The 20,874-nt window shown below is 71.8% G+C and carries 24 protein-coding genes; 23 read left to right on the top strand and 1 reads right to left on the bottom strand.

The features are described 5' to 3' along the window. Positions 1-4: 4 nt before the first annotated feature. Positions 5-1,189: an MFS transporter gene (locus tag M0M48_RS10395; RefSeq protein ID WP_257751066.1), complete on the bottom strand. Its 1,185-nt coding sequence runs from the start codon at positions 1,187-1,189 to the stop codon at positions 5-7. Between the two features lie 53 nt (positions 1,190-1,242). Between M0M48_RS10395 and M0M48_RS10390 the strand changes: the two genes are divergently transcribed. The 23 genes from M0M48_RS10390 to M0M48_RS10280 all read left to right on the top strand — a co-directional run bounded on the left by M0M48_RS10390 (position 1,243) and on the right by M0M48_RS10280 (position 20,803). Further along, on the top strand, positions 1,243-1,989 hold the full coding sequence (locus M0M48_RS10390; protein WP_257751065.1) for an AraC family transcriptional regulator: 747 nt from the start codon (positions 1,243-1,245) through the stop codon (positions 1,987-1,989). A gap of 41 nt (positions 1,990-2,030) precedes the next feature. Beyond that, positions 2,031-2,654: a DUF4232 domain-containing protein gene (locus M0M48_RS10385; protein WP_215816194.1), complete on the top strand. Its 624-nt coding sequence runs from the start codon at positions 2,031-2,033 to the stop codon at positions 2,652-2,654. A 123-nt stretch (positions 2,655-2,777) separates the two neighbouring features. Next, positions 2,778-4,760 (top strand): threonine--tRNA ligase, encoded by a 1,983-nt coding sequence (gene thrS, locus M0M48_RS10380; protein ID WP_374584526.1) that lies wholly within the window; start codon positions 2,778-2,780, stop codon positions 4,758-4,760. A gap of 3 nt (positions 4,761-4,763) precedes the next feature. Next, a complete protein-coding gene (locus M0M48_RS10375; RefSeq protein ID WP_257751064.1) occupies positions 4,764-5,762 on the top strand; it encodes a hypothetical protein in 999 nt (332 codons plus the stop codon). Positions 5,763-5,799: 37 nt separating this feature from the next. Then, positions 5,800-6,525: a TetR/AcrR family transcriptional regulator gene (locus M0M48_RS10370; protein WP_215816196.1), complete on the top strand. Its 726-nt coding sequence runs from the start codon at positions 5,800-5,802 to the stop codon at positions 6,523-6,525. Positions 6,526-6,566: 41 nt separating this feature from the next. Continuing rightward, on the top strand, positions 6,567-7,055 hold the full coding sequence (locus M0M48_RS10365) for an HIT family protein (RefSeq protein WP_215816203.1): 489 nt from the start codon (positions 6,567-6,569) through the stop codon (positions 7,053-7,055). Between the two features lie 36 nt (positions 7,056-7,091). Further along, entirely contained in the window at positions 7,092-7,754 is a 663-nt protein-coding gene (gene pgsA, locus M0M48_RS10360) for a phosphatidylinositol phosphate synthase (RefSeq protein ID WP_215816197.1), read from the top strand. Between the two features lie 31 nt (positions 7,755-7,785). Then, positions 7,786-8,679: a pyridoxal 5'-phosphate synthase lyase subunit PdxS gene (pdxS, locus tag M0M48_RS10355; protein WP_257751062.1), complete on the top strand. Its 894-nt coding sequence runs from the start codon at positions 7,786-7,788 to the stop codon at positions 8,677-8,679. Positions 8,680-8,851: 172 nt separating this feature from the next. Next, positions 8,852-9,430, top strand: a complete 579-nt coding sequence (locus M0M48_RS10350; RefSeq protein ID WP_257751061.1) for an alternate-type signal peptide domain-containing protein — start codon at positions 8,852-8,854, stop codon at positions 9,428-9,430. A gap of 15 nt (positions 9,431-9,445) precedes the next feature. Continuing rightward, positions 9,446-10,147 (top strand): signal peptidase I, encoded by a 702-nt coding sequence (locus M0M48_RS10345; protein WP_257751060.1) that lies wholly within the window; start codon positions 9,446-9,448, stop codon positions 10,145-10,147. Further along, positions 10,144-10,809, top strand: coding sequence for a hypothetical protein (locus M0M48_RS10340; RefSeq protein ID WP_257751059.1), 666 nt, complete (start codon positions 10,144-10,146; stop codon positions 10,807-10,809). The genes M0M48_RS10345 and M0M48_RS10340 overlap by 4 nt, the downstream gene beginning before the upstream one ends. After that, positions 10,806-11,381 carry a SipW-dependent-type signal peptide-containing protein gene (locus M0M48_RS10335; protein ID WP_215815682.1) on the top strand — a complete coding sequence of 192 codons (576 nt, stop codon included), beginning with the start codon at positions 10,806-10,808 and terminating at the stop codon, positions 11,379-11,381. The genes M0M48_RS10340 and M0M48_RS10335 overlap by 4 nt, the downstream gene beginning before the upstream one ends. After that, positions 11,381-12,346 carry a signal peptidase I gene (locus M0M48_RS10330; RefSeq protein WP_257751058.1) on the top strand — a complete coding sequence of 322 codons (966 nt, stop codon included), beginning with the start codon at positions 11,381-11,383 and terminating at the stop codon, positions 12,344-12,346. Before M0M48_RS10335 ends, M0M48_RS10330 begins: the two co-directional genes overlap by 1 nt. A gap of 11 nt (positions 12,347-12,357) precedes the next feature. Continuing rightward, a complete protein-coding gene (pdxT, locus tag M0M48_RS10325) occupies positions 12,358-12,954 on the top strand; it encodes a pyridoxal 5'-phosphate synthase glutaminase subunit PdxT (protein ID WP_215815684.1) in 597 nt (198 codons plus the stop codon). A gap of 53 nt (positions 12,955-13,007) precedes the next feature. After that, positions 13,008-13,775 (top strand): YebC/PmpR family DNA-binding transcriptional regulator, encoded by a 768-nt coding sequence (locus M0M48_RS10320; RefSeq protein WP_215815685.1) that lies wholly within the window; start codon positions 13,008-13,010, stop codon positions 13,773-13,775. Between the two features lie 89 nt (positions 13,776-13,864). Continuing rightward, a complete protein-coding gene (gene ruvC, locus M0M48_RS10315) occupies positions 13,865-14,410 on the top strand; it encodes a crossover junction endodeoxyribonuclease RuvC (protein WP_257751057.1) in 546 nt (181 codons plus the stop codon). Then, positions 14,407-15,003: a Holliday junction branch migration protein RuvA gene (gene ruvA / locus M0M48_RS10310; RefSeq protein ID WP_215815687.1), complete on the top strand. Its 597-nt coding sequence runs from the start codon at positions 14,407-14,409 to the stop codon at positions 15,001-15,003. The genes ruvC and ruvA overlap by 4 nt, the downstream gene beginning before the upstream one ends. Positions 15,004-15,014: 11 nt before the next feature. Beyond that, positions 15,015-16,094 (top strand): Holliday junction branch migration DNA helicase RuvB, encoded by a 1,080-nt coding sequence (gene ruvB / locus M0M48_RS10305; protein WP_257751056.1) that lies wholly within the window; start codon positions 15,015-15,017, stop codon positions 16,092-16,094. A 176-nt stretch (positions 16,095-16,270) separates the two neighbouring features. After that, positions 16,271-16,612: a preprotein translocase subunit YajC gene (gene yajC / locus M0M48_RS10300; protein ID WP_215815689.1), complete on the top strand. Its 342-nt coding sequence runs from the start codon at positions 16,271-16,273 to the stop codon at positions 16,610-16,612. 2 nt (positions 16,613-16,614) lie between these two features. After that, a complete protein-coding gene (secD, locus tag M0M48_RS10295) occupies positions 16,615-18,396 on the top strand; it encodes a protein translocase subunit SecD (protein ID WP_257751055.1) in 1,782 nt (593 codons plus the stop codon). After that, a complete protein-coding gene (secF, locus tag M0M48_RS10290; RefSeq protein ID WP_257751054.1) occupies positions 18,396-19,682 on the top strand; it encodes a protein translocase subunit SecF in 1,287 nt (428 codons plus the stop codon). Before secD ends, secF begins: the two co-directional genes overlap by 1 nt. Before the next feature lie 4 nt (positions 19,683-19,686). Continuing rightward, positions 19,687-20,244 (top strand): adenine phosphoribosyltransferase, encoded by a 558-nt coding sequence (locus tag M0M48_RS10285; protein ID WP_257751053.1) that lies wholly within the window; start codon positions 19,687-19,689, stop codon positions 20,242-20,244. A gap of 76 nt (positions 20,245-20,320) precedes the next feature. Then, positions 20,321-20,803, top strand: a complete 483-nt coding sequence (locus M0M48_RS10280; protein ID WP_215815692.1) for a hypothetical protein — start codon at positions 20,321-20,323, stop codon at positions 20,801-20,803. Positions 20,804-20,874 lie beyond the last annotated feature (71 nt).

Below are 20,874 nucleotides of genomic sequence, written 5' to 3'. Positions count from 1 at the left end.
GTCGCTAGGGCGCCGCAGGGGAGAGCTCGGCGGACGGCGCGGCCGGCTGCTGCGGAGGCGCCGGGTCGTGCAGGGTCCGGTAGAGCGCCCAGGTGAGCAGCGGCATCAGCGCGAGCGGGGCGAGCGCGACCTGCAGGCTCGTGGCGTCAGCCAGCGCGCCGATCGCGGGGCTGGCGAGGCCGCCGATGCTGACGGTCAGGCCGAGCGTGATGCCACTGGCGGTGCCGACCCGTGAGGGCAGGTAGTCCTGCCCGAGCGTGACCTGGAGCGAGAACGGCACGTAGAGGCCGATCGAGGTCAGCGCGACGAACAGGTACATCGGTGGGCCCGGCACCACGACGACGCCGGCGACCGCGAGCGTGCTGAGGCCGTAGGACCACCGCGACACGGTGACCCGGTCCCAGCGGTGGGCCAGCGAGCCGCCGACCAGGGAGCCGACGATGCCGCCGGCGTAGAGCACGAACAGGGCGACGGTGCCGGCTGCGGGGACGCCGCCGATCCGCTGGTCGGCGTACAGCGCGATGAAGGTGCTGAGGCCGACGAAGGCGATCGAGCGGAAGACCACGGCGAGGGAGAGGCGCACGAACGAGGCGACGTCGTCCGGGCCGGTGGGGAGGTGCTCCTCGCTCCCGGCCGCGCGCCGCCGGGCCAGCGTGCTGAGCACGGGCAGCGTCACCGCGATGCCGGCCAGGGCGGGCAGCACCAGGAAGGGCGTCAGCGCCAGCCCGCCCGTCGCCACGAAGGCGGCGACGAGCAGCGGCGCGAGGGCGAAGCCGATGTTGCCGCCGGTCGAGAACAGCGCCATCGCGCGGTGGCTGCCCGCACTCGCGATCCGGGCCAGCCGCGCCGACTCCGGGTGGTACGCCGCCACGCCGATGCCGGACACGGCCGCGAACCCGAGCGTGAGGGCGTACGACCCGCTCACGCCGCTGAGGGCGATGCCGAGGCCGCCGACGAAGGTGCTGACCGGCACGAGCCAGGGCAGGGCCCACCGGTCGGTCAGGGCTCCGAAGACCGGCTGCGCGATCGAGGAGAGCAGCGAGGCGGCGAGCACGATGCCCGACGCCGCGGCGTAGGTGTAGTCGCGCTCGGCGATGAAGAACGGGACGAGCGCGGCGACCGCGCCCTGGTAGATGTCGACGCACGCGTGCCCGAGGGCGAGCAGGCCGATGGTTCGTGGGGATCTCACGCTCCATCGTCGGCCGCTCCGGGCGTGGCCCGCTTCCGATACTCTGCCACCTGATGCCGGATATCCGCCACACCCCGATCGCCCCCACGGTGACCCGTTCGCTCGCAGCGGGTGGGCTGATCGACGCGCACCGGCACGACGACCACCAGATCGCGTACGCCGGCCGCGGCGTCGTCACCGTGACGACCGACCGGGGCACCTGGGTCGCTCCCGCCACCCGCGCGATCTGGGTGCCCGCGGGCACCGTCCACGCGCACCGCGCCCACGGTCGCGTCGAGCTGCACTTCCTCGGCCTGCCGACGACGGTCAACCCGCTGGGCCTGACCTCGCCCGCGGTGCTCGGCGTCGGGCCGCTGCTGCGCGAGCTGATCGTGGCCTGCACCCAGGAGGCCGAGGTGGACACCCCGGAGCGCCGCCGGTTGCGCGCCGTCCTCCTCGACCAGCTCCGGGTCTCGCCGCAGCAGCCCCTGCACCTGCCGATGCCCGCGCACCCGGTGCTGCTCGCGGTCTGCGACCTCCTGCAGGCGGACCCGGGCGACGACCGGACGCTCGCGGGCCTCGGCCGCGCGGTCGGCGCCAGCGACCGCACGCTCTCCCGGCTCTTCCGCAGCGAGCTGGGCATGACGTTCCCGCAGTGGCGGACCCAGCTGCGCCTGCACCGCGCGCTCGTGCTGCTCGCCGAGGGCACCCCGGTCACCACCGTCGCGCACCGGTGCGGCTGGTCCTCGGCGAGCGCGTTCATCGACGTCTTCCGCCGTACGTTCGGCAGCACGCCCGGTACCTACGCGGCCGACGGCTGAACCCGCACGGCGTCTCGGGGGACGCGCTACCGTCGTGAGACATGAGGTCCTCCTACCGGCTCGCCCTGCTGGCGGGCCTGACGTGCACCCTGGCCCTCGTCGTCAGCGCCTGCGGAACCGACGACGGCGGGGACGGCGCCACCCCCGCAGGCGGTACGACGTCCCCCGGCTCCGGCACCCCGGCCAGCGGCAGCAGCGAGCGGATGAGCGCCGGCGCGAGCGAGTCGGCGGCCGGCCCCCAGGCCTGCACGGCGGCCCAGCTCTCGTTGCTGGTGCGCCCGGCCGAGGGCGGGGGAGCAGCCGGCTCGCAGTACACCGAGGTGGTGCTGACCAACAGCAGCGACCAGACCTGCACGACGGGCGGCTTCGGCGGGGTGTCCTACGTCGGGGGCGGCGACGGCACCCAGATCGGCGCGCCCGCCACCCGGGTCGACGAGGACCAGGTCGAGACGCTGACGCTCGAGCCGGGGGAGGCCGCCGTGCAGGTGCTGCGCGAGACCCGGGCCGAGAACTACTCCCGTGCCGACTGCGACCCGGTGGCCGTCGACGGGCTGCGGATCTACCCGCCCAACGAGACCCACTCGCTCTACGCCGCCCACCCGACGACGGGCTGCGTGAACCGGTCGATCGAGCTCCTGTCGGTCGAGCCGTACCACGCGGCCTGAGCGATCCCGGCGGCCGTGGACGGCCCGGTCCCTTACTCCCGCGCACGGGCGGTCGCCCGCTCGGTACGATCGACACGCGGCCGGCCGGCCGTACCCATCCACCCCACCCAAGGGAGCACCTCCGTGTCCGAGATCAAGGTCGCCGTTCTGTCTGCCGATGCGCGCCAGGACTCGACGGTCACCACGGGCACGAAGGCCTGGGAGCTGTTCCGGGACGACGCCGACGTCATCGCCGCGCGCGTCGGCGGCCAGCTCAAGGACCTGTCCTACGAGCTCGCCGACGGTGACGAGGTCGAGGGGGTCGCGATCGACAGCCCCGACGGGCTCGACATCCTGCGCCACTCGACCGCGCACGTGCTCGCCCAGGCCGTGCAGCAGGTCTTCCCCGACGCCAAGCTCGGCATCGGCCCGCCGATCCAGGACGGCTTCTACTACGACTTCGACGTCGAGACCCCGTTCGTGCCCGAGGACCTGGTCAAGCTCGAGTCCGCGATGCGCAAGATCATCAAGGAGAACCAGCGCTTCGAGCGCCGGGTCACCACCGACGAGGACGCGCTGGTCGAGCTGGCCGACGAGCCCTACAAGCTCGAGCTGATCGGCCTCAAGGGCAATGCCGCCGACGCGGCCGAGGGCGCGAGCGCCGAGGTCGGTGCGGGCGAGCTGACCATCTACGACAACATCAACCGCAAGGGCGAGGTGGCCTGGAAGGACCTCTGCCGCGGGCCGCACCTGCCGACCACCAAGCGGATCCCGGCGTTCAAGCTGATGCGCAGCGCCGCGGCCTACTGGCGCGGCGACGAGAAGAACAAGCAGCTCCAGCGCATCTACGGCACCGCCTGGCCGAGCAAGGAGGCGCTCGAGGAGCACCTGCACCGGCTCGAGGAGGCCGAGCGCCGCGACCACCGCAAGCTGGGCCGTGAGCTCGACCTGTTCAGCTTCCCCGACGAGATCGGCTCGGGCCTGCCGGTCTTCCACCCCAAGGGTGGCGTGATCAAGCGCGAGATGGAGGACTACGTCCGCCGCCGGCACATCGAGGAGGGCTTCTCCTACGTCGGCACGCCGCACATCACCAAGGACGGCGTGTTCCACACCTCGGGGCACCTGCCGTACTACGCCGACACGATGTTCCCGCCGATGGAGTTCGAGGGCGCGAACTACCAGCTCAAGGCGATGAACTGCCCGATGCACAACCTGATCTTCAGCAGCCGCGGGCGCTCCTACCGCGAGCTGCCGCTGCGCCTGTTCGAGTTCGGCAGCGTCTACCGCTACGAGAAGTCCGGCGTCATCCACGGCCTGACCCGGGTCCGCGGGTTCGCCCAGGACGACTCGCACTCCTACTGCACCCCCGGGCAGGCGCCGGCCGAGGTCAAGCACCTGCTGGACTTCATGCTCAGCGTGCTGCGCGACTTCGGGCTCGACGACTTCTACCTCGAGCTCTCGACCCGCGACGACTCCAAGCCCGACAAGTTCGTCGGCAGCGACGAGGACTGGGCGGTCGCGACCGCGGTCCTCGAGCAGGTCGCCGCCGAGTCCGGGCTCGACCTCGTGCCCGACCCGGGCGGCGCGGCGTTCTACGGCCCCAAGATCTCGGTCCAGGCCAAGGACGCCATAGGCCGCACCTGGCAGATGGGCACGGTCCAGTACGACTTCAACCAGCCCGCGCGCTTCGGCCTGGAGTACACCTCGCCCGACGGCTCCAAGCAGCAGCCGGTGATGATCCACTCGGCGAAGTTCGGCTCGATCGAGCGCTTCCTCGGCGTCCTCGTCGAGCACTACGCCGGCGCCTTCCCTCCGTGGCTCGCGCCGGTGCAGGTCGTCGGGATCCCCGTCGCGGACACCTTCACCGACTACCTCTACGAGATCACCGACCAGCTCAAGGCGCGGGGGATCCGGGTCGAGGTCGACGAGTCCGACGACCGCTTCCAGAAGAAGATCCGCAACGCCCAGCTGCAGAAGATCCCGTTCATGCTCATCGCCGGTGGCGAGGACGTGGACAAGGGCGCGGTCAGCTTCCGCTACCGCGACGGCCGCCAGGACAACGGCGTCCCGATCGCCGAGGCGATCGAGCGCGTCGTGGCGGCCGTGGCGAGCCACGAGCAGGTCTAGGGCGTGACCCCCTTGCGCCGCGCTGCGCTCGCCGGCGCCGCCGTCCTCGCGACGGCGGTGCTGGCGGGCTGCGGCGGAGGGGACGACTCGGCGGCGCCCGCGCGCCCGCCGTCACCCACGCCCACGGTGGCCGAGACCACCGACAGCGCGCTGCCCGGCGGTGACGCCGGCGACCCGGGCACCGACGCCGGCGACCTGGCCAAGATGGCTGAGGAGCGTGCCGGCGACCTCGCCTCCGAGCGCGGCGCGGGCAGCACCATCGCACCGCGCGACGGCAACGTCCTCGGCGGCGACGTGAGCTGGCCCCAGTGCCCCCGGGGAACGGGCATCCCCCAGAAGCAGGGCCAGGGACTGCCGATGCCCCTGCCCGACGCGCAGTACGTCGTCCTCGGGCTCACCAACGGCCCCGGCTTCACGCCCAACCCGTGCCTGAAGGACCAGGTCGCCTGGGTCAAGGACAACGACGTCCTCGTCTCCGTCTACGCGGTGTCGAGCTATCCCAGCAAGGCCCAGCTCGACGAGTACGGCGCCGACGGGCCCTTCGACGCGGCGACCAAGCTCGGCCGGCTGCGCAACGTCGGCTACCAGCAGGCCCGCTTCAACGTCGGCACGATGGGCCAGGTCGGCCTGGTCAGCCCGATCGTGTGGATCGACGTCGAGCCGGTGCCGCTCTTCGAGTGGAGCACCGACCTCACGGCCAACGCCGCGGTGATCGAGGGGGCCGCGCGCGGCTACGTCGACGCGGGCTTCCGGATCGGCGTCTACTCCACGCCCCACCTCTACCGCACCGTCGTCGGCGACTTCACCCTCGGCGGGGTGCCCGAGTGGCGGGCCGCCGGCCAGACCTCGCGCGCCGAGGCCCTGCGCCGCTGCGGCGACGACTGGTCGATCCAGGGCGGCCCCGCGGTGCTGGGGCAGTGGGTCGAGGCGCAGCGCGACCAGAACGTGACCTGTGACGGGATCGCCGCCGACCTCGGCCGCTGGTTCCACCGCTTCGCCTGAGCCCGGCGTCGCCGGGAGGACGTGAGAGGGTTTGCCAATGACTTCGGACGACGTCGCCCCCGAGGTGCTCGACGGACGGCGCCGACGCTGGCAGGAGCACAACCAGGTGCGCCGCCAGGTCATCATCGACGCGGCGATCGCCGTCCTGGAGAGCCAGGCGCCCGGTGAGGACGTCCAGGTCCAGGCCGTCGCCGACGAGGCGAACATGAGCCGCACGGTCATCTACCGGCACTTCGAGGACCGCTCCGACCTCGACCGCGCGGTGCAGCGCCAGATCTGCGAGAACGTCGGCAACGAGCTGCTCCCCGCGCTGTCCTACGACGGCACGCCGGACCAGATCATCCACCGCATCGTCGGCAGCTTCGTGCGGTGGGCCGAGGCGCACCCGACGCTCTACTGGTTCGCCGAGCGCGACCTGTCCGGCTGGGGCCCGAGTCCGCTGGGCCAGGCCGTCGAGCAGGTCGCCGAGGGCATCGAGGGGATCATGGCGATCGTCGTCGCCGCGCTCGGCGTCGAGCTGAGCGAGGACGACAAGGCCGCCCTCGACCCGTGGGTCTTCGGCATGATCGGCGCGGTCTTCGCGGCCGTGCGGCGCTGGCTCGAGCGCGACCTGCGCCAGCCCGGCATCGAGGCGTGCATCAACATCCTGGCCGAGTCGATCTGGCTCCAGATCAACGGCATGGCGCTCTCGCGCGGGCTCAACCTGCCCGACCTGCCCGTCGCGGACCTGCTCCAGGCGCTCCAGCCCGGAGGTGAGGAGTGAACACCCCCGACGGCCTCGAGCGGCTCTGGACGCCGCACCGGATGGCCTACGTGCGCGGTGAGGAGGGCGAGGCCGACCGGCCCGCCCACGTCGAGCCCCGGCCGGCGTGCCCGTTCTGCCGGATCACCCGGGACCCCGCGACCTCGACCGACGACGACCTGGTCGTGGTGCGCGGCGAGACGGCGTACGTCGTGCTCAACCTCTACCCCTACAACCCGGGGCACCTGATGGTGCTGCCCTACCGCCACGTCGCCGACTACCTCGACCTCGACGACGCCGAGACCGACGAGGTCACCGCGCTGACCAAGGCGGCCCTGCGCACGATCCGCGAGGTCTCCCAGCCCCACGCCTTCAACGTCGGGCTCAACCTCGGGGGAGCGGCCGGCGGCTCGCTCTCGGGTCACCTGCACCAGCACGTCGTGCCGCGCTGGTCCGGCGACGCCAACTTCATGACGGTGATCGGCGGGACCAAGACGCTGCCCCAGCTGCTCGGCGAGACCCGTGACCTCCTCGCCGCCGCCTGGCGATAGGGCCGCTGTCGGGACCATCGAGTAGGTTCCTGACCCGTGTTGGAACGCTTCAAGGAGTTCTGGGCGGGCACGATCCTGCACCCGTTCGTGCGGCTGTTCATCCGGCTGGGGATCAGCCCCGACGCGGTGACGCTGGTCGGCACGCTCGGCGTCAGCGCCGGCGCGCTGATCTTCTTCCCGCGCGGTGAGCTCCTCATCGGCGTCCTGTTCATCACCGCCTTCGTCTTCAGCGACCTGATCGACGGGCGGATGGCCCGCGAGATGGGCCGGGTCTCCAAGTTCGGCGCGTTCTGGGACTCCACGCTCGACCGGATCGGCGACGGCGCGATCTTCGGCGGTCTCGCCCTCTACTTCGCCGGCACCGGCGCGAACCAGGGCGACAGCTACCTCTACCTGTGCGTGACCCTGTGGTGCCTGGTGATGGGCTCGGTCACGTCGTACGCCCGGGCCCGCGCCGAGTCGCTCGGCATGGACGCCAAGGGCGGCATCGCCGAGCGCGCCGACCGCCTCGTCTCGATCCTCGTGATGACCGGTCTGGGGGCGCTCCTGGACCTGCCGATCCTCATGCACGTCACGCTCTGGGCGCTCGCCGCGGCCAGCACGTACACGGTGATCTTCCGGGTCCTGAAGGTACGCCGGCAGGCGCTCGCCCTCGATGCCGCCGCGGCGGCGTCCCCCGAGGGCGAGACCGATTCCTGAACACCGTTCGGGAGGCCCTAGACTCAGGGCCATGAGCGAGCAGCAGGAGCACGGCACCACCCGGGTCAAGCGCGGCATGGCCGAGATGCTCAAGGGGGGTGTGATCATGGACGTGGTCACCCCTGAGCAGGCCAAGATCGCCGAGGACGCCGGCGCGGTCGCGGTGATGGCGTTGGAGCGGGTCCCGGCCGACATCCGCGCCCAGGGCGGGGTGTCGCGGATGAGCGACCCGGACATGATCGACGGCATCATCGCGGCGGTCTCGATCCCGGTGATGGCCAAGGCCCGGATCGGGCACTTCGCCGAGGCCCAGGTCCTGCAGTCGTTGGGTGTGGACTACATCGACGAGTCCGAGGTGCTGACCCCGGCCGACTACGCCAACCACATCGACAAGTGGAACTTCACGGTCCCGTTCGTGTGCGGTGCGACCAACCTGGGCGAGGCGCTGCGCCGGATCACCGAGGGCGCGGCGATGATCCGCTCCAAGGGCGAGGCCGGTACCGGTGACGTGTCGAACGCGGTGACCCACATGCGCACCATCCGCGCCGAGATCCGCCGCCTCGGCGCACAGGCCGAGGACGAGCTGTACGTCGCGGCCAAGGAGCTCCAGGCGCCCTATGACCTGGTGGTCGAGGTCGCCCGGACCGGCAAGCTCCCGGTGGTGCTGTTCACCGCCGGCGGGATCGCGACCCCGGCGGACGCGGCGATGATGATGCAGCTCGGCGCCGAGGGTGTGTTCGTGGGCTCGGGGATCTTCAAGTCGGGCAACCCGGCCCAGCGGGCCGAGGCGATCGTGAAGGCCACGACCTTCCACGACGACCCTGATGTGGTCGCGAAGGTCTCGCGTGGTCTGGGTGAGGCGATGGTCGGCATCAACGTCGACGAGCCCGCCCGCTCGATCCAGTTCGCCGAGCGCGGCTGGTGACCTGCCGCGGCCGGTCCTCACCCGGGCCGGCCGCGGAAAGTAAAACTTCACCCGGATCCTCACCCCATCCGTAACTGCAGCACCTTTCGGTCATTGGTCGTGTGTACCGCCGGCGGCCTGGAGCCACCGGCTCCTCCGGTCGCTCGGGACCACCGATCCGAAGGTGGCACACATGAAGAAGTCGACGAAGGGTGCGCTCGCGGCCGGTGCCGCAGCCGTGCTCCTCATGGGCGGCGCGGGCACGCTGGCCTACTGGACCGACACCGGCACCGTCGGTGGCACGTCGATCTCGACCGGCAACCTGTCGCTCGAGAACGACAACTGCGGCGGCTGGATCCTCGACAAGGGCGTCTCCGGCAAGGAGGCCGCCTACGGCAGCCAGCTCCTGGTCCCCGGTGACAGCCTGACCCGGGTCTGCTCGTTCCAGATCGCCGCGAGCGGCGCCCACCTCGAGGCGACGCTGACCACGCCGACCTCGCTGGCGCTCACCGGCACGCTCGAGTCCGTCGCGACGACCGAGTCCGTCCCGGTCAGCGCGACGTACGTCGTGGCCGACGACGCCGCCGGCGCGACCAACCCGGTCGCCGTCCCGGGCACCGTGAACACGGGTCAGAACGGGAAGTACCTGGTCGCCACGATCAAGATCGACTTCCCCTACGGCACGACGAGCGTCAACGGCAACGACACGCAGCTCAAGTCCGCCACGCTCGACAACATCACGGTCACCCTGACCCAGAACAACAACCACTGATCCGGCGCGAGCGTCATGCGTTCCGCGCTCGGGTGGGTCACCCAGGTCCTGGCCTGGTCGGTGATCCTGCTCGTCGCGGGCGTGCTGGCGCTCGCCGTCGTGGTGCCGCGGGTGAGCGGGTCGACGCCGTACACGGTGATGACCGGCTCGATGCGACCGGACTTCCCCCCAGGGACCCTGGTGGTGGTCAAGCCGGTCGCGACCGACGACATCCGCGCCGGTGACGTGATCACCTACCAGCGCGAGTCCGGTCGCTCGACCGTCGTGACCCACCGGGTCACGGCGATCGGCAACCGGCTCGACGGCGAGAAGGTGTTCACCACCCGGGGCGATGCCAACGGCGCCGCGGACCCCGCGCCGGTGCGCGAGGTCCAGGTCCGGGGCCGGCTCTGGTACGCCGTGCCGTACCTCGGCTACGTCAACAACGTGCTCACCGGGCGCCAGCGGCAGACCGCCGTGCTGGTCGTGTCGGGGGCCCTGGTGGGCTACGCGGTCTTCATGTTCGTCGGTGCCGTCCGCGATCGCCGCCGCAAGCGGCGTCCCGCGGACGAGGCCGAGGTCCGGCCGCTCGTCCCGGAGGTGCGGGTGCCCGTCGCCGGGGCAGCGACCACCGGGTCCGCCCCGCCACTGCCCGCCGGCGGCGTCCTCGTCGGCCTCCTGCTCCTCATCGTCCTGCTCGACCTCCTCCGCCCCTCGCCTCCAGGAGCCTCCTCGTGATCCGACGCCTCGCCCCGGTCGCCGCCGCCGTCGCGGCGGTCGCGCTGGTGGTGCCCGCCGCGCCGGCCCATGCCGACGACGAGCTCGGGCTCAGCCGCGACGGCGTCTCCTGGAGCGCGGACCTCGGCGCACCGCTGTTCGAGCCCGGCCTCCGGCTGGTCCCCGGCGACGTCGAGACCCGCTCCTTCCTGGTCCGCAACGACGGACCCTCCGCCGGCGTGCTGACGGTGAACGTCGTGGCCGGCGACCCCGATGCGCTGCTCGCCTCCGACGCGCTCACCGTCGAGGCCCGGGTGGGCGGCGGTTCCTGGGTACCGGTCGGCATCGGCCGGACCCGCGCGGCGACGGCCCTCGAGGTCGCCCGTGGAGCCCGGACCAAGGTCAGCGTCCGCGCCCGGTTCGCCGCGGAGTCGACGTCACAGCAGCTCTCCGACGTGCCCTTCCGGGTCCGGCTCCGGCTCTCCGAGGACGGCGACGTCGGCGGTGTCGACGAGGGTGCCGGTGGTCCCGGTGACGGGGGAGCGGTCGGTGGCGAGAGCGAGGGCCTGCCCGGGACGGGCGCCGGCGTGACCTCCGGACTGGTCTGGCTCGCCGCCGGTCTGGTCGGCGCCGGCCTGGCGCTGGTCCGCCGCGGCCGGACCAGCGGGGGTGAGGCGCGATGACCGGCTGGTTCGGGCGCGGCCGCACCCGTGCCCTGCTCTCCGCGGGCCTGCTCGTCGGGGTCGGGGCCGTGACCACGTCGGCGTACTGGCGGGACCAGGGGAGTGTGCCCGGGGTCAGCTTCAGCACCGGCGCGCTGCACATCGACCTGGCGGCCAACGTCCGGGTGAAGCCCGAGACCTACACCTGGTCCTCGTTCCCGCTCAACGCGATCGTGCCCGGGACCTCCCGCTCGGCGACCCTCCCGGTCACCAACAACAGCGCGGGCGCGGCGTCCTTCTCCTATCGCATCCAGATGGCCGCGACCGACGTCGGTGGCGGCAATCTCGCCGCCGCGCTCCAGGTCACCGTGCGCCGCGGCGGTACCTCCGACGGCACGACCTGCTCCGGCGGCACGCTCGTCGGCGGTGCCAACGCCACGCTCGACGGCTTCGACCAGCCGGCCGGGGCGACCCTGGCTCCCACCCAGGCGCACAGCATGTGCGTCGAGGTGCGGTTGCCGTCGGGGGCCAGCGTGACCTCCGGCGCGCAGGCCAACCTGACCCTCACCTTCCCCGCGACGCAGGTGCCGTGATGACCAAGACCCTGCGGATCGGCCGCGAAGCGCTCCTGTGGACCGGCGGGGTGCTCGGCGCCCTCTGCCTGCTCGCCCTCCTCGCCGGGCGGCTGCTCGACGTGACGCCGCTGGTGTTCACGTCCGGCTCGATGAGCCCCACCTACGACGCGGGCGCGCTCGGCATCGCCCACGAGGTCCCGGCCGCCGACATCGCGGTCGGCGACGTCGTCAGCGTCCGCGACGCCCGCGGCGACCGGGTCACCCACCGGGTGCTCGCCGTCGAGCACCGGGGCGAGCGGAGCGTGCTGACCCTGCGGGGCGACGCCAACGACGTCACCGACGCCCAGACCTACCAGGTGGCCTCCGCCGACCGTGTCGTCGCCGGCGTGCCCTACGCGGGCTACGTCCTCGACCTCGCGGCCAGCCCGTTCGGTCTGGCCGCCACCGGCCTCGGCGTCCTCGGCCTGCTCTGGCTGGGCTTCGGGCCGCGCCCCGGCGGCGGTGACCGTCCGGCGCGCTCGCGCGGCTCCCGGCTCGTGGCGCCGGCGGGCGTCGCGACCGCACTCGCGCTCGGCGGGGCGCTCGGCGTCTCGGGTCAGGTGCCGTGGGCCTTCACGTCGGCGTACTGGACCGACTCGGCCTCCGCTACCGCGACCGCGAGCCGGGCCACGGTGGCGCCGCCCGCCGCGCCCGTCCTCGTCGCGCCCTGCACCACCACCAACGGCAGCAGCCCCTACAACCTGAACTGGACCTGGGGCCCCGGCAACCCGGACTCGTTCGCGGTCGTCTACAGCGTCAACCCCGGCGGCACCCGGGTCACGACGTTCCCCGGCACCGCCCGTTCCGGCGCCACGGTCGCGATCAACAACGAGGCCGGCAACTTCAAGCTCGTCGCCATCGTCAACGGCGTCCAGTCGGCCGTCTCCAACCAGGCGAACTACCAGGGGAACGGCGGTAGCAAGACCTGCACGGTCGTGCCGTAACGTTCTGCGCCGTGCCCGCCATCGGTGTCTTCGCCCTCCAGGGCGACGTCCGTGAACACCTGCAGACCCTGACCGCCCTCGGCGCCGACGCCTTCCCGGTACGACGGCCCGCCGAGCTCGCCCGCTGCGACGGCCTCGTGCTGCCCGGCGGCGAGTCGACGACGATGTCCAAGCTGGCGCGGACCTTCGAGCTCCTCGAGCCGCTGCGCGAGCGGATCTCGGGCGGGATGCCGACCTTCGGCACCTGCGCCGGGATGATCCTGCTCGCCGACCGGATCGAGGGCGGTACCGCCGACCAGGAGACGATCGGCGGCCTCGACGTCACCGTCCGCCGCAACGCGTTCGGCCGCCAGGTCGACTCGTTCGAGGCCGACCTGCCCTTCGAGGGGCTCGACGCGCCGGTGCACGCGGTCTTCATCCGGGCACCGTGGGTGGAGGCGACCGGCCCGTCGGTCGAGGTGCTCGCCCGGGCTCAGGGACACCCGGTCGCCGTACGGCAGGGGCACTTGATGGCGACGTCCTTCCACCCCGAGGTCGAGGGCGACGGCCGGGTGCACCGGCTGTTCGTGGACATGGTGGCGAGCAGCGGGGTTCGGGCGCAGGGATAGACTGCATCGGCTGTTTCGAGCAGCCGTGGACTGTCGACGTAGAAGAGGGACTGATGTCTGGCCACTCCAAGTGGGCGACCACCAAGCACAAGAAGGCCGCGATCGACGCCAAGCGAGGCAAGCTCTTCGCGAAGCTGATCAAGAACATCGAGATCGCGGCCAAGATGGGCGGCCCCGACCCGACGGGCAACCCGACCCTCTACGACGCCATCCAGAAGGCCAAGAAGCAGTCGGTCCCCAACAAGAACATCGACTCCGCGGTCAAGCGCGGCGGTGGCCTCGAGGGCGGCGGCGTCGACTACGAGACGATCATGTACGAGGTCTACGGCCCCCAGGGCGTCGCACTCCTCGTCGAGTGCCTCACCGACAACCGCAACCGCGCCGCGATGGAGGTCCGCACCGCGGTCACCCGCAACGGCGGCACCATGGCCGACCCCGGCTCGGTCTCGCGCCTGTTCACCCGCAAGGGCGTCGTCATGGTCGCCAAGGCCCAGGACGGCAAGGACGTCTCCGAGGACGACGTCCTCGAGGCCACCCTCGACGCCGGTGCCGAAGAGGTCAACGACCACGGCGACAGCTTCGAGGTCCAGTCCGAGGCCACCGACGTCGTCGCCGTCCGCACCGCCCTCCAGCAGGCCGGCATCGACTACGACTCCGCCGAGGTCCAGTTCGTCGCCTCCATGGACATCCCCGTCGCCGACCCGGTCGCGGCCGGCAAGGTGTTCAAGCTGGTCGACGCGGTCGACGACCTCGACGACGTGCAGAACGTCTTCTCCAACGCCGACATCCCGGACGAGGTGCTCGACCAGATCGAGGACTGAGTGCCCGGTGCGTCGCGTGTCGGCGTCGGCTCTCGCGCGGAGGGGTAGTAGTTTCGTTCCGAACACATGTTCGGACGAAAGGTGCTGACGTGCGCGTGCTCGGGATCGACCCGGGGCTGACCCGCTGCGGCCTCGGCGTGGTCGAGGGCTCGATCGGGCGGCCGCTGAGCCTCGTCGACGTGAGCGTCGTGCGGACGTCGTCCGACCTCGCCGTCCCCGAGCGCCTGGTCACCATCGAGAAGGGCATCGACGCCCGGCTCGACGAGTACCGCCCCGACGCGGTCGCCATCGAGCGGATCTTCGCCCGCTCCGACGTCAGCACGATCATGGGCACCGCCCAGGCCGCCGGCATCGCCATGGTGTGCGCGGCCCGGCGCGGGCTGCCGGTCGCGCTCCACACGCCGAGCGAGGTCAAGGCCGCGGTCTCCGGCAACGGCCGCGCCGACAAGGCCCAGGTCGGCATGATGGTCACCCGGATCCTGCGCCTCGACGCGATGCCCAAGCCGGCCGACGCGGCCGACGCGCTCGCGCTCGCCATCACCCACATCTGGCGCGGTGGCAGCCAGGCGCGCATCGACGCCGCGCTCGCCGCCGCCCGACCGACCCGCTCTCGCATCCCCGGAGGAGCCCGATGATCGCCTTCGTGCGTGGCCAGGTGGCCGCACTCAGCCTGACCAGCGCCGTCGTCGAGGTCGGTGGTGTCGGCCTCGAGCTCATGTGTACGCCGGGCACGCTCGCCCAGCTGCGCACCGGCGCCCAGGCGACGCTGCCGACGTCCATGATCGTCCGCGAGGACTCCCTGACGCTCTACGGCTTCGCCGACGAGGACGAGAAGGTCCTCTTCGAGCTCGTCCAGACCGCGTCCGGGGTCGGTCCCAAGCTGGCCCAGGCGATCCTCGCGGTGCTCTCGCCCGACGGCGTCCGTACGGCGATCGCCGGCGACGACGTCAAGACCCTCACCAAGGTCCCCGGCATCGGTCAGAAGGGCGCGCAGCGGATCATCCTCGAGCTCAAGGACCGCATCGGCGCGCCCACCGGCGCCCCGGTCGCCGGCGCCCGGCCGTCGGCCGACGCCTGGCGCGACCAGGTGCACCAGGGCCTGGTCGGTCTCGGCTACAACGCCAAGGACGCCGACAAGGCGGTCGACGCCGTCGCGCCCGACGCCGGCGACGCGCCCGACGTGGGCGCCCTGCTGCGTGCCGCGCTGCGCAGCCTCTCCAAGGCCTGAGAGGCTGAGCCATGCCCTTCCACGAGGACGAGCTCGCCGAGGCCGAGGAGGTCCACCTCCGCTCGCTGACCGCCGCCGAGGCGGAGGGTGACGAGCGGGCGGTCGAGGCGGCACTGCGCCCGCGCAGCCTCGACGAGGTCGTCGGCCAGAGCCGGGTGCGCGACCAGCTCGGCCTCGTGCTCGAGGCCGCCCGCCGGCGGGGGAGGGCGCCCGACCACGTGCTGCTCTCCGGTCCGCCGGGTCTGGGCAAGACGACCCTGGCGATGATCATCTCCCACGAGATGAGCGCGCCCCTGCGGGTCACCAGCGGTCCGGCGATCACCCATGCCGGCGACCTCGCCGCGATCCTCTCGGGGCTCAACGAGGGCGAGGTGCTCTTCGTCGACGAGATCCACCGGATGTCGCGCCCGGCCGAGGAGATGCTCTACCTGGCCATGGAGGACTTCCGGGTCGACGTCGTCATCGGCAAGGGGCCCGGCGCCACGGCGATCCCGCTCGACATCCCGCCGTTCACCCTGGTCGGGGCCACCACCCGTGCGGGCCTGCTCCCGGGGCCGCTGCGCGACCGGTTCGGGTTCACCGCGCACCTGGAGTTCTACGAGCCGCACGAGCTCGACCTCATCGTGCACCGCTCCGCCGGCCTGCTGGGCGTCGACCTGACCGACGAGGGCTCCGCCGAGATCGCGAGCCGCTCGCGCGGTACGCCGCGCATCGCCAACCGGCTGCTGCGCCGGGTCCGCGACTACGCCCAGGTGCGCGCCGACGGCGTGGTCACCCGCGGCGTCGCCCAGGCCGCGCTCGACCTCTACGAGGTCGACGCCCTCGGGCTCGACCGGCTCGACCGGGCCGTGCTCGACGCGCTCTGCCGCCGGTTCGGCGGGGGACCGGTGGGCGTCTCCACGCTCGCGGTCGCCGTCGGCGAGGAGCGCGAGACGGTCGAGGAGGTCGCCGAGCCGTTCCTGGTCCGCAACGGCTTCCTCGCCCGTACGCCGCGCGGCCGGATCGCCACCCCCGCGGCGTGGACCCACCTGGGCCTGACCCCGCCGCCCCTGCCGTACGACGACGCCGCGGCCACGCTGTTCGACGAGTGAGCCGCGCGCCCTCCCCGCGGGGGTGAGGACCGCGGGCTTGCCACGGTTTGCGACTGTTTGCGACAGATCCGGCCGCCGATCCTCCGGGCTCGGGGGTCCGTGGCTACACTTTGCCGCGGTCCGACCGCTCCCGCGCGGAGCGGAGTGCCACCACGCCCCTCAACCGAAGGTTCCTCGTGAAAGACGCGCTGTCCCTGCTGCCGATCGTGGCGATCGCGGCCATCTTCTGGCTGCTCATCGTCCGCCCGGCCTCCCGTCAGCGCAAGGAGGCCGTCGCCCTCCAGGCGCGCCTGTCCGTCGGTGACGACGTCATGCTGACCTCCGGCATCTTCGGCACGATCGTCGGCCTCGCCGACGACCACTTCGAGGTCGAGATCGCCCCGGGCGTGGTCACCCGCGTGGTCCGCGGCGCCGTCGCGTCCGTGCGCCGTACCGAGGACGAGGGACCGGCCGCCGAGGCCACCGACGGCGACGACGCCGTCGCCCACGACAACAACGACAACAACGAGGAGCGCTGAGCATGGCGTCTCGCCGTCCGCACCCCGGACGTCACCTGGTCGTCTTCTTCATCGGGGTCGCCATCCTCTACGGCCTGACCGCGCTCTCCCAGGCCAGCGTGGACAAGGGGGAGACCGCGTGGAAGCCCGCGCTGGGTCTCGACCTCCAGGGCGGTATCCGGATCACGCTCTCCGCCGACGGCAGCCCGTCGAAGGAGAACCTCGACGAGGCCCGCCGGATCATCGACCAGCGCGTCAACGGCTCCGGTGTCGCTGAGGCCTCGGTCGCCACCCAGGGCGGCCGGAACATCGTCGTCGAGGTGCCCGGCAAGACCGCCGACCGCGACCAGCTCGAGGAGACGGTCCGGCGCCAGGCGCAGCTGCGCTTCCGCCTCGTCGCCTGCTCCGACCAGGCGCCCGGTCCGTGCGCCGCGGCCGACCCGACCGCCGGCATGGCCCAGGGCCTGGGCCGCGCGCCGCTCGACCTGGCCGCCGACGACGACAAGACGCCCGCGCCCTCCGACAGCGCGTCCGGCACGCCGAGCGATGCGCCCAGCGGCACCCCGACCGACGGTGCCAGCGGCACGCCGGGCGCCGAGCAGTCCGCCGAGGACGTCGCCAAGGCGACCAGCGTCAAGTCCGCCCTCGCGTGGATCGACGCCCCGGACCAGGCCGCCATCGCGCAGTACAACAGCTTCACCTGCAACCCCGAGGGCATCCTGGTCGACGCCCAGGGCAAGGCCGCGGACCTGCCGGACGACCCGGCCAAGCCGCTGGTCGCCTGCTCCAAGCCCGAGGACGGCGCCACCTTCAAGTTCCTGATGAGCGCCTCGGTGATCGAGGGCACGGAGCTGACCGACGCGAGCGCCCAGGTGCCCCAGGGTCAGGTCAAGTGGGTCGTGGCGCTCCGGATGGGCAACTCCAAGGACAAGGCGTTCCCCAAGGGCACCAGCGGTGCCGCGACCGACTTCGAGGCCGTGTCGCGCGCGCTGATCAACACGGACAAGCAGTTCGCCGTCGTCCTCGACGGTCAGGTGCTGACCAACCCGAGGATGACCGGCATCATCACCGACGGCCGTTCGCAGATCGAGGGCAACTTCACCGAGGTGACCGCGCTCGACCTGGCCAACAGCCTCAAGTTCGGTGCGCTGCCCATCAAGTTCAGCGACGGGAACACCTCGGTCGAGGAGATCGGGCCCTCCCTCGCGGGCAACCAGCTCACGGCGGGCATCACCGCCGGCGCGATCGGTCTCGCGCTGGTCATGCTCTACTGCCTCTTCTACTACCGCGGCCTCGGTCTGGTGGTGGTCAGCTCGCTCTTCGTGGCGGCCGGCATCACCTACGCGCTCGTGCTGCTGCTGAGCAAGACGGCAGGCTTCACGCTGACCCTGCCCGGCATCGCGGGACTGATCATCGCGGTGGGTGTCACCGCGGACTCGTTCGTCATCTTCTTCGAACGTATCCGCGACGAGATGCGTGAGGGCAAGTCCATGCGCGTCGCGGTCGAGACCGGCTGGGCCCGGGCGCGCGTCACGCGCGTCGCGGCCAACACGGTCCAGATCCTCTCGGCAGTGGTGCTCTACATCTTCGCCACCGGCGCGGTGAAGGGCTTCGGCTTCGCGCTCGGCCTGACCACGCTGATCGACCTCGCGGTGCTCTTCTGGTTCACCAAGCCGATGGTGTCGTGGCTCGCGCAGTTCAAGGCGTTCAACTCCGGGCACAAGCTGTCCGGCCTCAGCAAGGAGACCCTCGGCATGGACGTGCCCACGCCGCGACGGACCGCCGCTGCGGGAGGTGACGCCTGATGGGCAAGATGTCCCGTCTCGGCAACGACCTGTACCAGGGTCGCAAGTCGATCGACTTCGTCGGCAAGCCGTGGCTCTGGTACGCCGTCTCCGGCGTCGTGGTCGCGCTCTCCGTCCTCGTGCTGTTCGTCAAGCCGCTCAACATGGGCGTCGAGTTCACCGGTGGCTCCGCGCTGTCGGTCGACGTCGGCAACGGCAACGCGACCCAGAAGAACGCCGACGACCTCCGCGAGGAGATCTCGCAGTCCGGTATCGAGCCGGCCAAGAACCCGACCGTCACGACCGAGGGCAACTCTTCGCTCACCGCGCAGGTCGAGAACCTCAACCAGGACGAGCGTGCCGAGGTCTCCGCGGTCATCCAGAAGGTCTTCCCGCAGGTCAAGATCGATGACATCTCGATCCAGGACATCGGCCCGAGCTGGGGCCAGGAGGTCGCCAAGCGCGCAGCCACCGGCGTCCTGATCTTCCTGATCCTGGTCGTCATCTTCATCTGGGCCTACTTCCGCGAGTGGCGGATGTCGGTCGCGGCGCTGGTCGCGCTGATCCACGACGTGATGCTGACCGTCGGCGTCTACGCGCTGTCGGGCTTCCAGGTCACGCCGGCGGCGGTCACCGGTCTGCTCGCGATCCTCGGCTTCTCGCTGTACGACACGGTGGTCGTCTTCGACAAGGTCAAGGAGAACACCGGCCACCTGCGCAAGAACACCCAGACCTACGCCGACGCGGCCAACCTCGCGGTCAACCAGACGCTCGTGCGCTCGATCAACACCTCGATCGTCGCGCTCATCCCGATCGGCGCGATCCTCTACGTCAGCGCCGTCCAGCTGGGCGCCAGCTCGCTGCAGGACCTCGCGCTCGCGCAGTTCGTCGGCATGGGCGTCGGTGTCTACTCCTCGGTCATGCTCGCCCCGCGCGTGCTGGTCCAGCTCAAGATGCGGGAGTCCGAGGTCCAGATCCAGGCCCGCCGGGCCAAGGCCAAGCAGCGGGCGCTCGCCGACCGCTACGCCTCGGTCCCGGTCGGTGTCGACGAGGGCCCCGTGGTCGGCCGCCGGGGTGGCGGCGACGACCTGGAGGTGCCCGACGAGCTGCTCGAGGACGACGACGAGCTCGTCGACGAGGAGTCGGCTCCCCAGCGGCGTGGGGGCGGCTCCGGCCCCGTCGCGTCCACCGACCCGCTCGGCAAGGGACGCAACGTCCCCACCGCCGCGCGTCCGGTCACCGACAGCGGCAGCTCGGGACGCAAGCAGCCGGTGCGCCAGGCGCGCTCCAAGCGCGGCAAGAAGTAGCCGCGTGACCGACCACGACAGCCGGGTCCGCGCGGTCGACGCGCTGACCCGGCTGGTCCGGGACGTCCCCGACTTCCCGGAGCCGGGCGTGCTGTTCAAGGACATCGCGCCGCTCCTGGCCGACGGACCGGGCTTCGCGGCCGTCGTCGCGGCGCTCGCCGACCTCGGCCGCGACGACGCGGGCCGGCCGGTGGTCGACAAGGTCGTCGGCATGGAGGCGCGCGGGTTCATCCTGGCCGCGCCCGTCGCGGTGGCACTCGGCGTCGGCTTCGTCCCGGTCCGCAAGGCCGGCAAGCTGCCCCACGAGACCCACCAGGTCGCCTACGCCCTCGAGTACGGCGAGGCCGTGCTCGAGCTGCACCAGGACGCCTTCGCGCCGGGGGAGCGGGTCCTGGTCATCGACGACGTGCTCGCCACCGGCGGCACCGCCCGGGCGACCTGCGAGCTGGTCCGGCGCTGTGGCGCGGAGCCGGTGGCGTTCGCGGTGCTGATGGAGCTCGGGTTCCTCTCGGGGCGCGAGCAGCTCACCGACGTACCGGTGACGGCGCTGAGCCTGGTCTAGATCTCCTTGACAGGGCCCGGAGGGCGACAGTTGGGTGAGGCTCCCCCCACACTGCTCCCTCTGGAGGTCCTTCGTCATGAAGAGGTTCTCGTTGCTGTGCGCGCTCGTCGTCGCACTCTCGCTGTTCGCCACGCCGCAGGCCCAGGCGGACTCGGTCGGTCTCCCGCTGCAGAAGGAGACCTATCTCGGCACCTGCACCAAGGCCGGGTTCATCAAGCAGGAGAAGACCAACGCGACCCGGACGCCGTCCGAGAGCGACACCAAGAGCTGGTTCTACACCGAGACGACCGGCTCGACGACCGGTGAGCTCCAGACCCGCGTCTACGTGAAGAACTCCTACAACCGCTACGACCAGTACACGCTGTGCAAGAAGACGGCGACGCAGAAGACCGGCAAGAAGTACCGGATCGTCGCGCCCCGCAAGTACGTCCACAAGACGCGCTACGTGAACTACCACTGCGACCCGCACTGCACCCCGCTCTACCAGCACACGACGGGCTGGACGCCCGGCTACTGCATCCGCGGCTCGGACGAGATGATCTGCATGTGGAAGGACTGAGGTCCTCCGCCGGGCGGTCGTCCCACGCGGGCCGGCCGCCCGGTGCACCTCAGGACGCCGTCCCAACTAGA

The sequence above is a fragment of the Pimelobacter simplex genome (assembly GCF_024662235.1).
GTDB lineage: Bacteria > Actinomycetota > Actinomycetes > Propionibacteriales > Nocardioidaceae > Nocardioides.
Note: the sequence above shows the minus strand (reverse complement) of the source record. Positions and strands in the feature narration are given on the sequence as shown.

Excerpts from the sequence above, each read along its gene's own strand:
- M0M48_RS10390 (WP_257751065.1), top strand. The coding sequence starts at position 1,243 with ATGCCGGATATCCGCCACACCCCGATCGCCCCCACGGTGACCCGTTCG.
- M0M48_RS10385 (WP_215816194.1), top strand. The coding sequence starts at position 2,031 with ATGAGGTCCTCCTACCGGCTCGCCCTGCTGGCGGGCCTGACGTGCACC.
- M0M48_RS10370 (WP_215816196.1), top strand. The coding sequence starts at position 5,800 with ATGACTTCGGACGACGTCGCCCCCGAGGTGCTCGACGGACGGCGCCGA.
- M0M48_RS10365 (WP_215816203.1), top strand. The coding sequence starts at position 6,567 with ATGGCCTACGTGCGCGGTGAGGAGGGCGAGGCCGACCGGCCCGCCCAC.
- pdxS (WP_257751062.1), top strand. The coding sequence starts at position 7,786 with ATGAGCGAGCAGCAGGAGCACGGCACCACCCGGGTCAAGCGCGGCATG.
- M0M48_RS10350 (WP_257751061.1), top strand. The coding sequence starts at position 8,852 with ATGAAGAAGTCGACGAAGGGTGCGCTCGCGGCCGGTGCCGCAGCCGTG.
- M0M48_RS10345 (WP_257751060.1), top strand. The coding sequence starts at position 9,446 with ATGCGTTCCGCGCTCGGGTGGGTCACCCAGGTCCTGGCCTGGTCGGTG.
- M0M48_RS10335 (WP_215815682.1), top strand. The coding sequence starts at position 10,806 with ATGACCGGCTGGTTCGGGCGCGGCCGCACCCGTGCCCTGCTCTCCGCG.
- M0M48_RS10330 (WP_257751058.1), top strand. The coding sequence starts at position 11,381 with ATGACCAAGACCCTGCGGATCGGCCGCGAAGCGCTCCTGTGGACCGGC.
- M0M48_RS10320 (WP_215815685.1), top strand. The coding sequence starts at position 13,008 with ATGTCTGGCCACTCCAAGTGGGCGACCACCAAGCACAAGAAGGCCGCG.
- ruvA (WP_215815687.1), top strand. The coding sequence starts at position 14,407 with ATGATCGCCTTCGTGCGTGGCCAGGTGGCCGCACTCAGCCTGACCAGC.
- ruvB (WP_257751056.1), top strand. The coding sequence starts at position 15,015 with ATGCCCTTCCACGAGGACGAGCTCGCCGAGGCCGAGGAGGTCCACCTC.
- secD (WP_257751055.1), top strand. The coding sequence starts at position 16,615 with ATGGCGTCTCGCCGTCCGCACCCCGGACGTCACCTGGTCGTCTTCTTC.
- secF (WP_257751054.1), top strand. The coding sequence starts at position 18,396 with ATGGGCAAGATGTCCCGTCTCGGCAACGACCTGTACCAGGGTCGCAAG.
- M0M48_RS10280 (WP_215815692.1), top strand. The coding sequence starts at position 20,321 with ATGAAGAGGTTCTCGTTGCTGTGCGCGCTCGTCGTCGCACTCTCGCTG.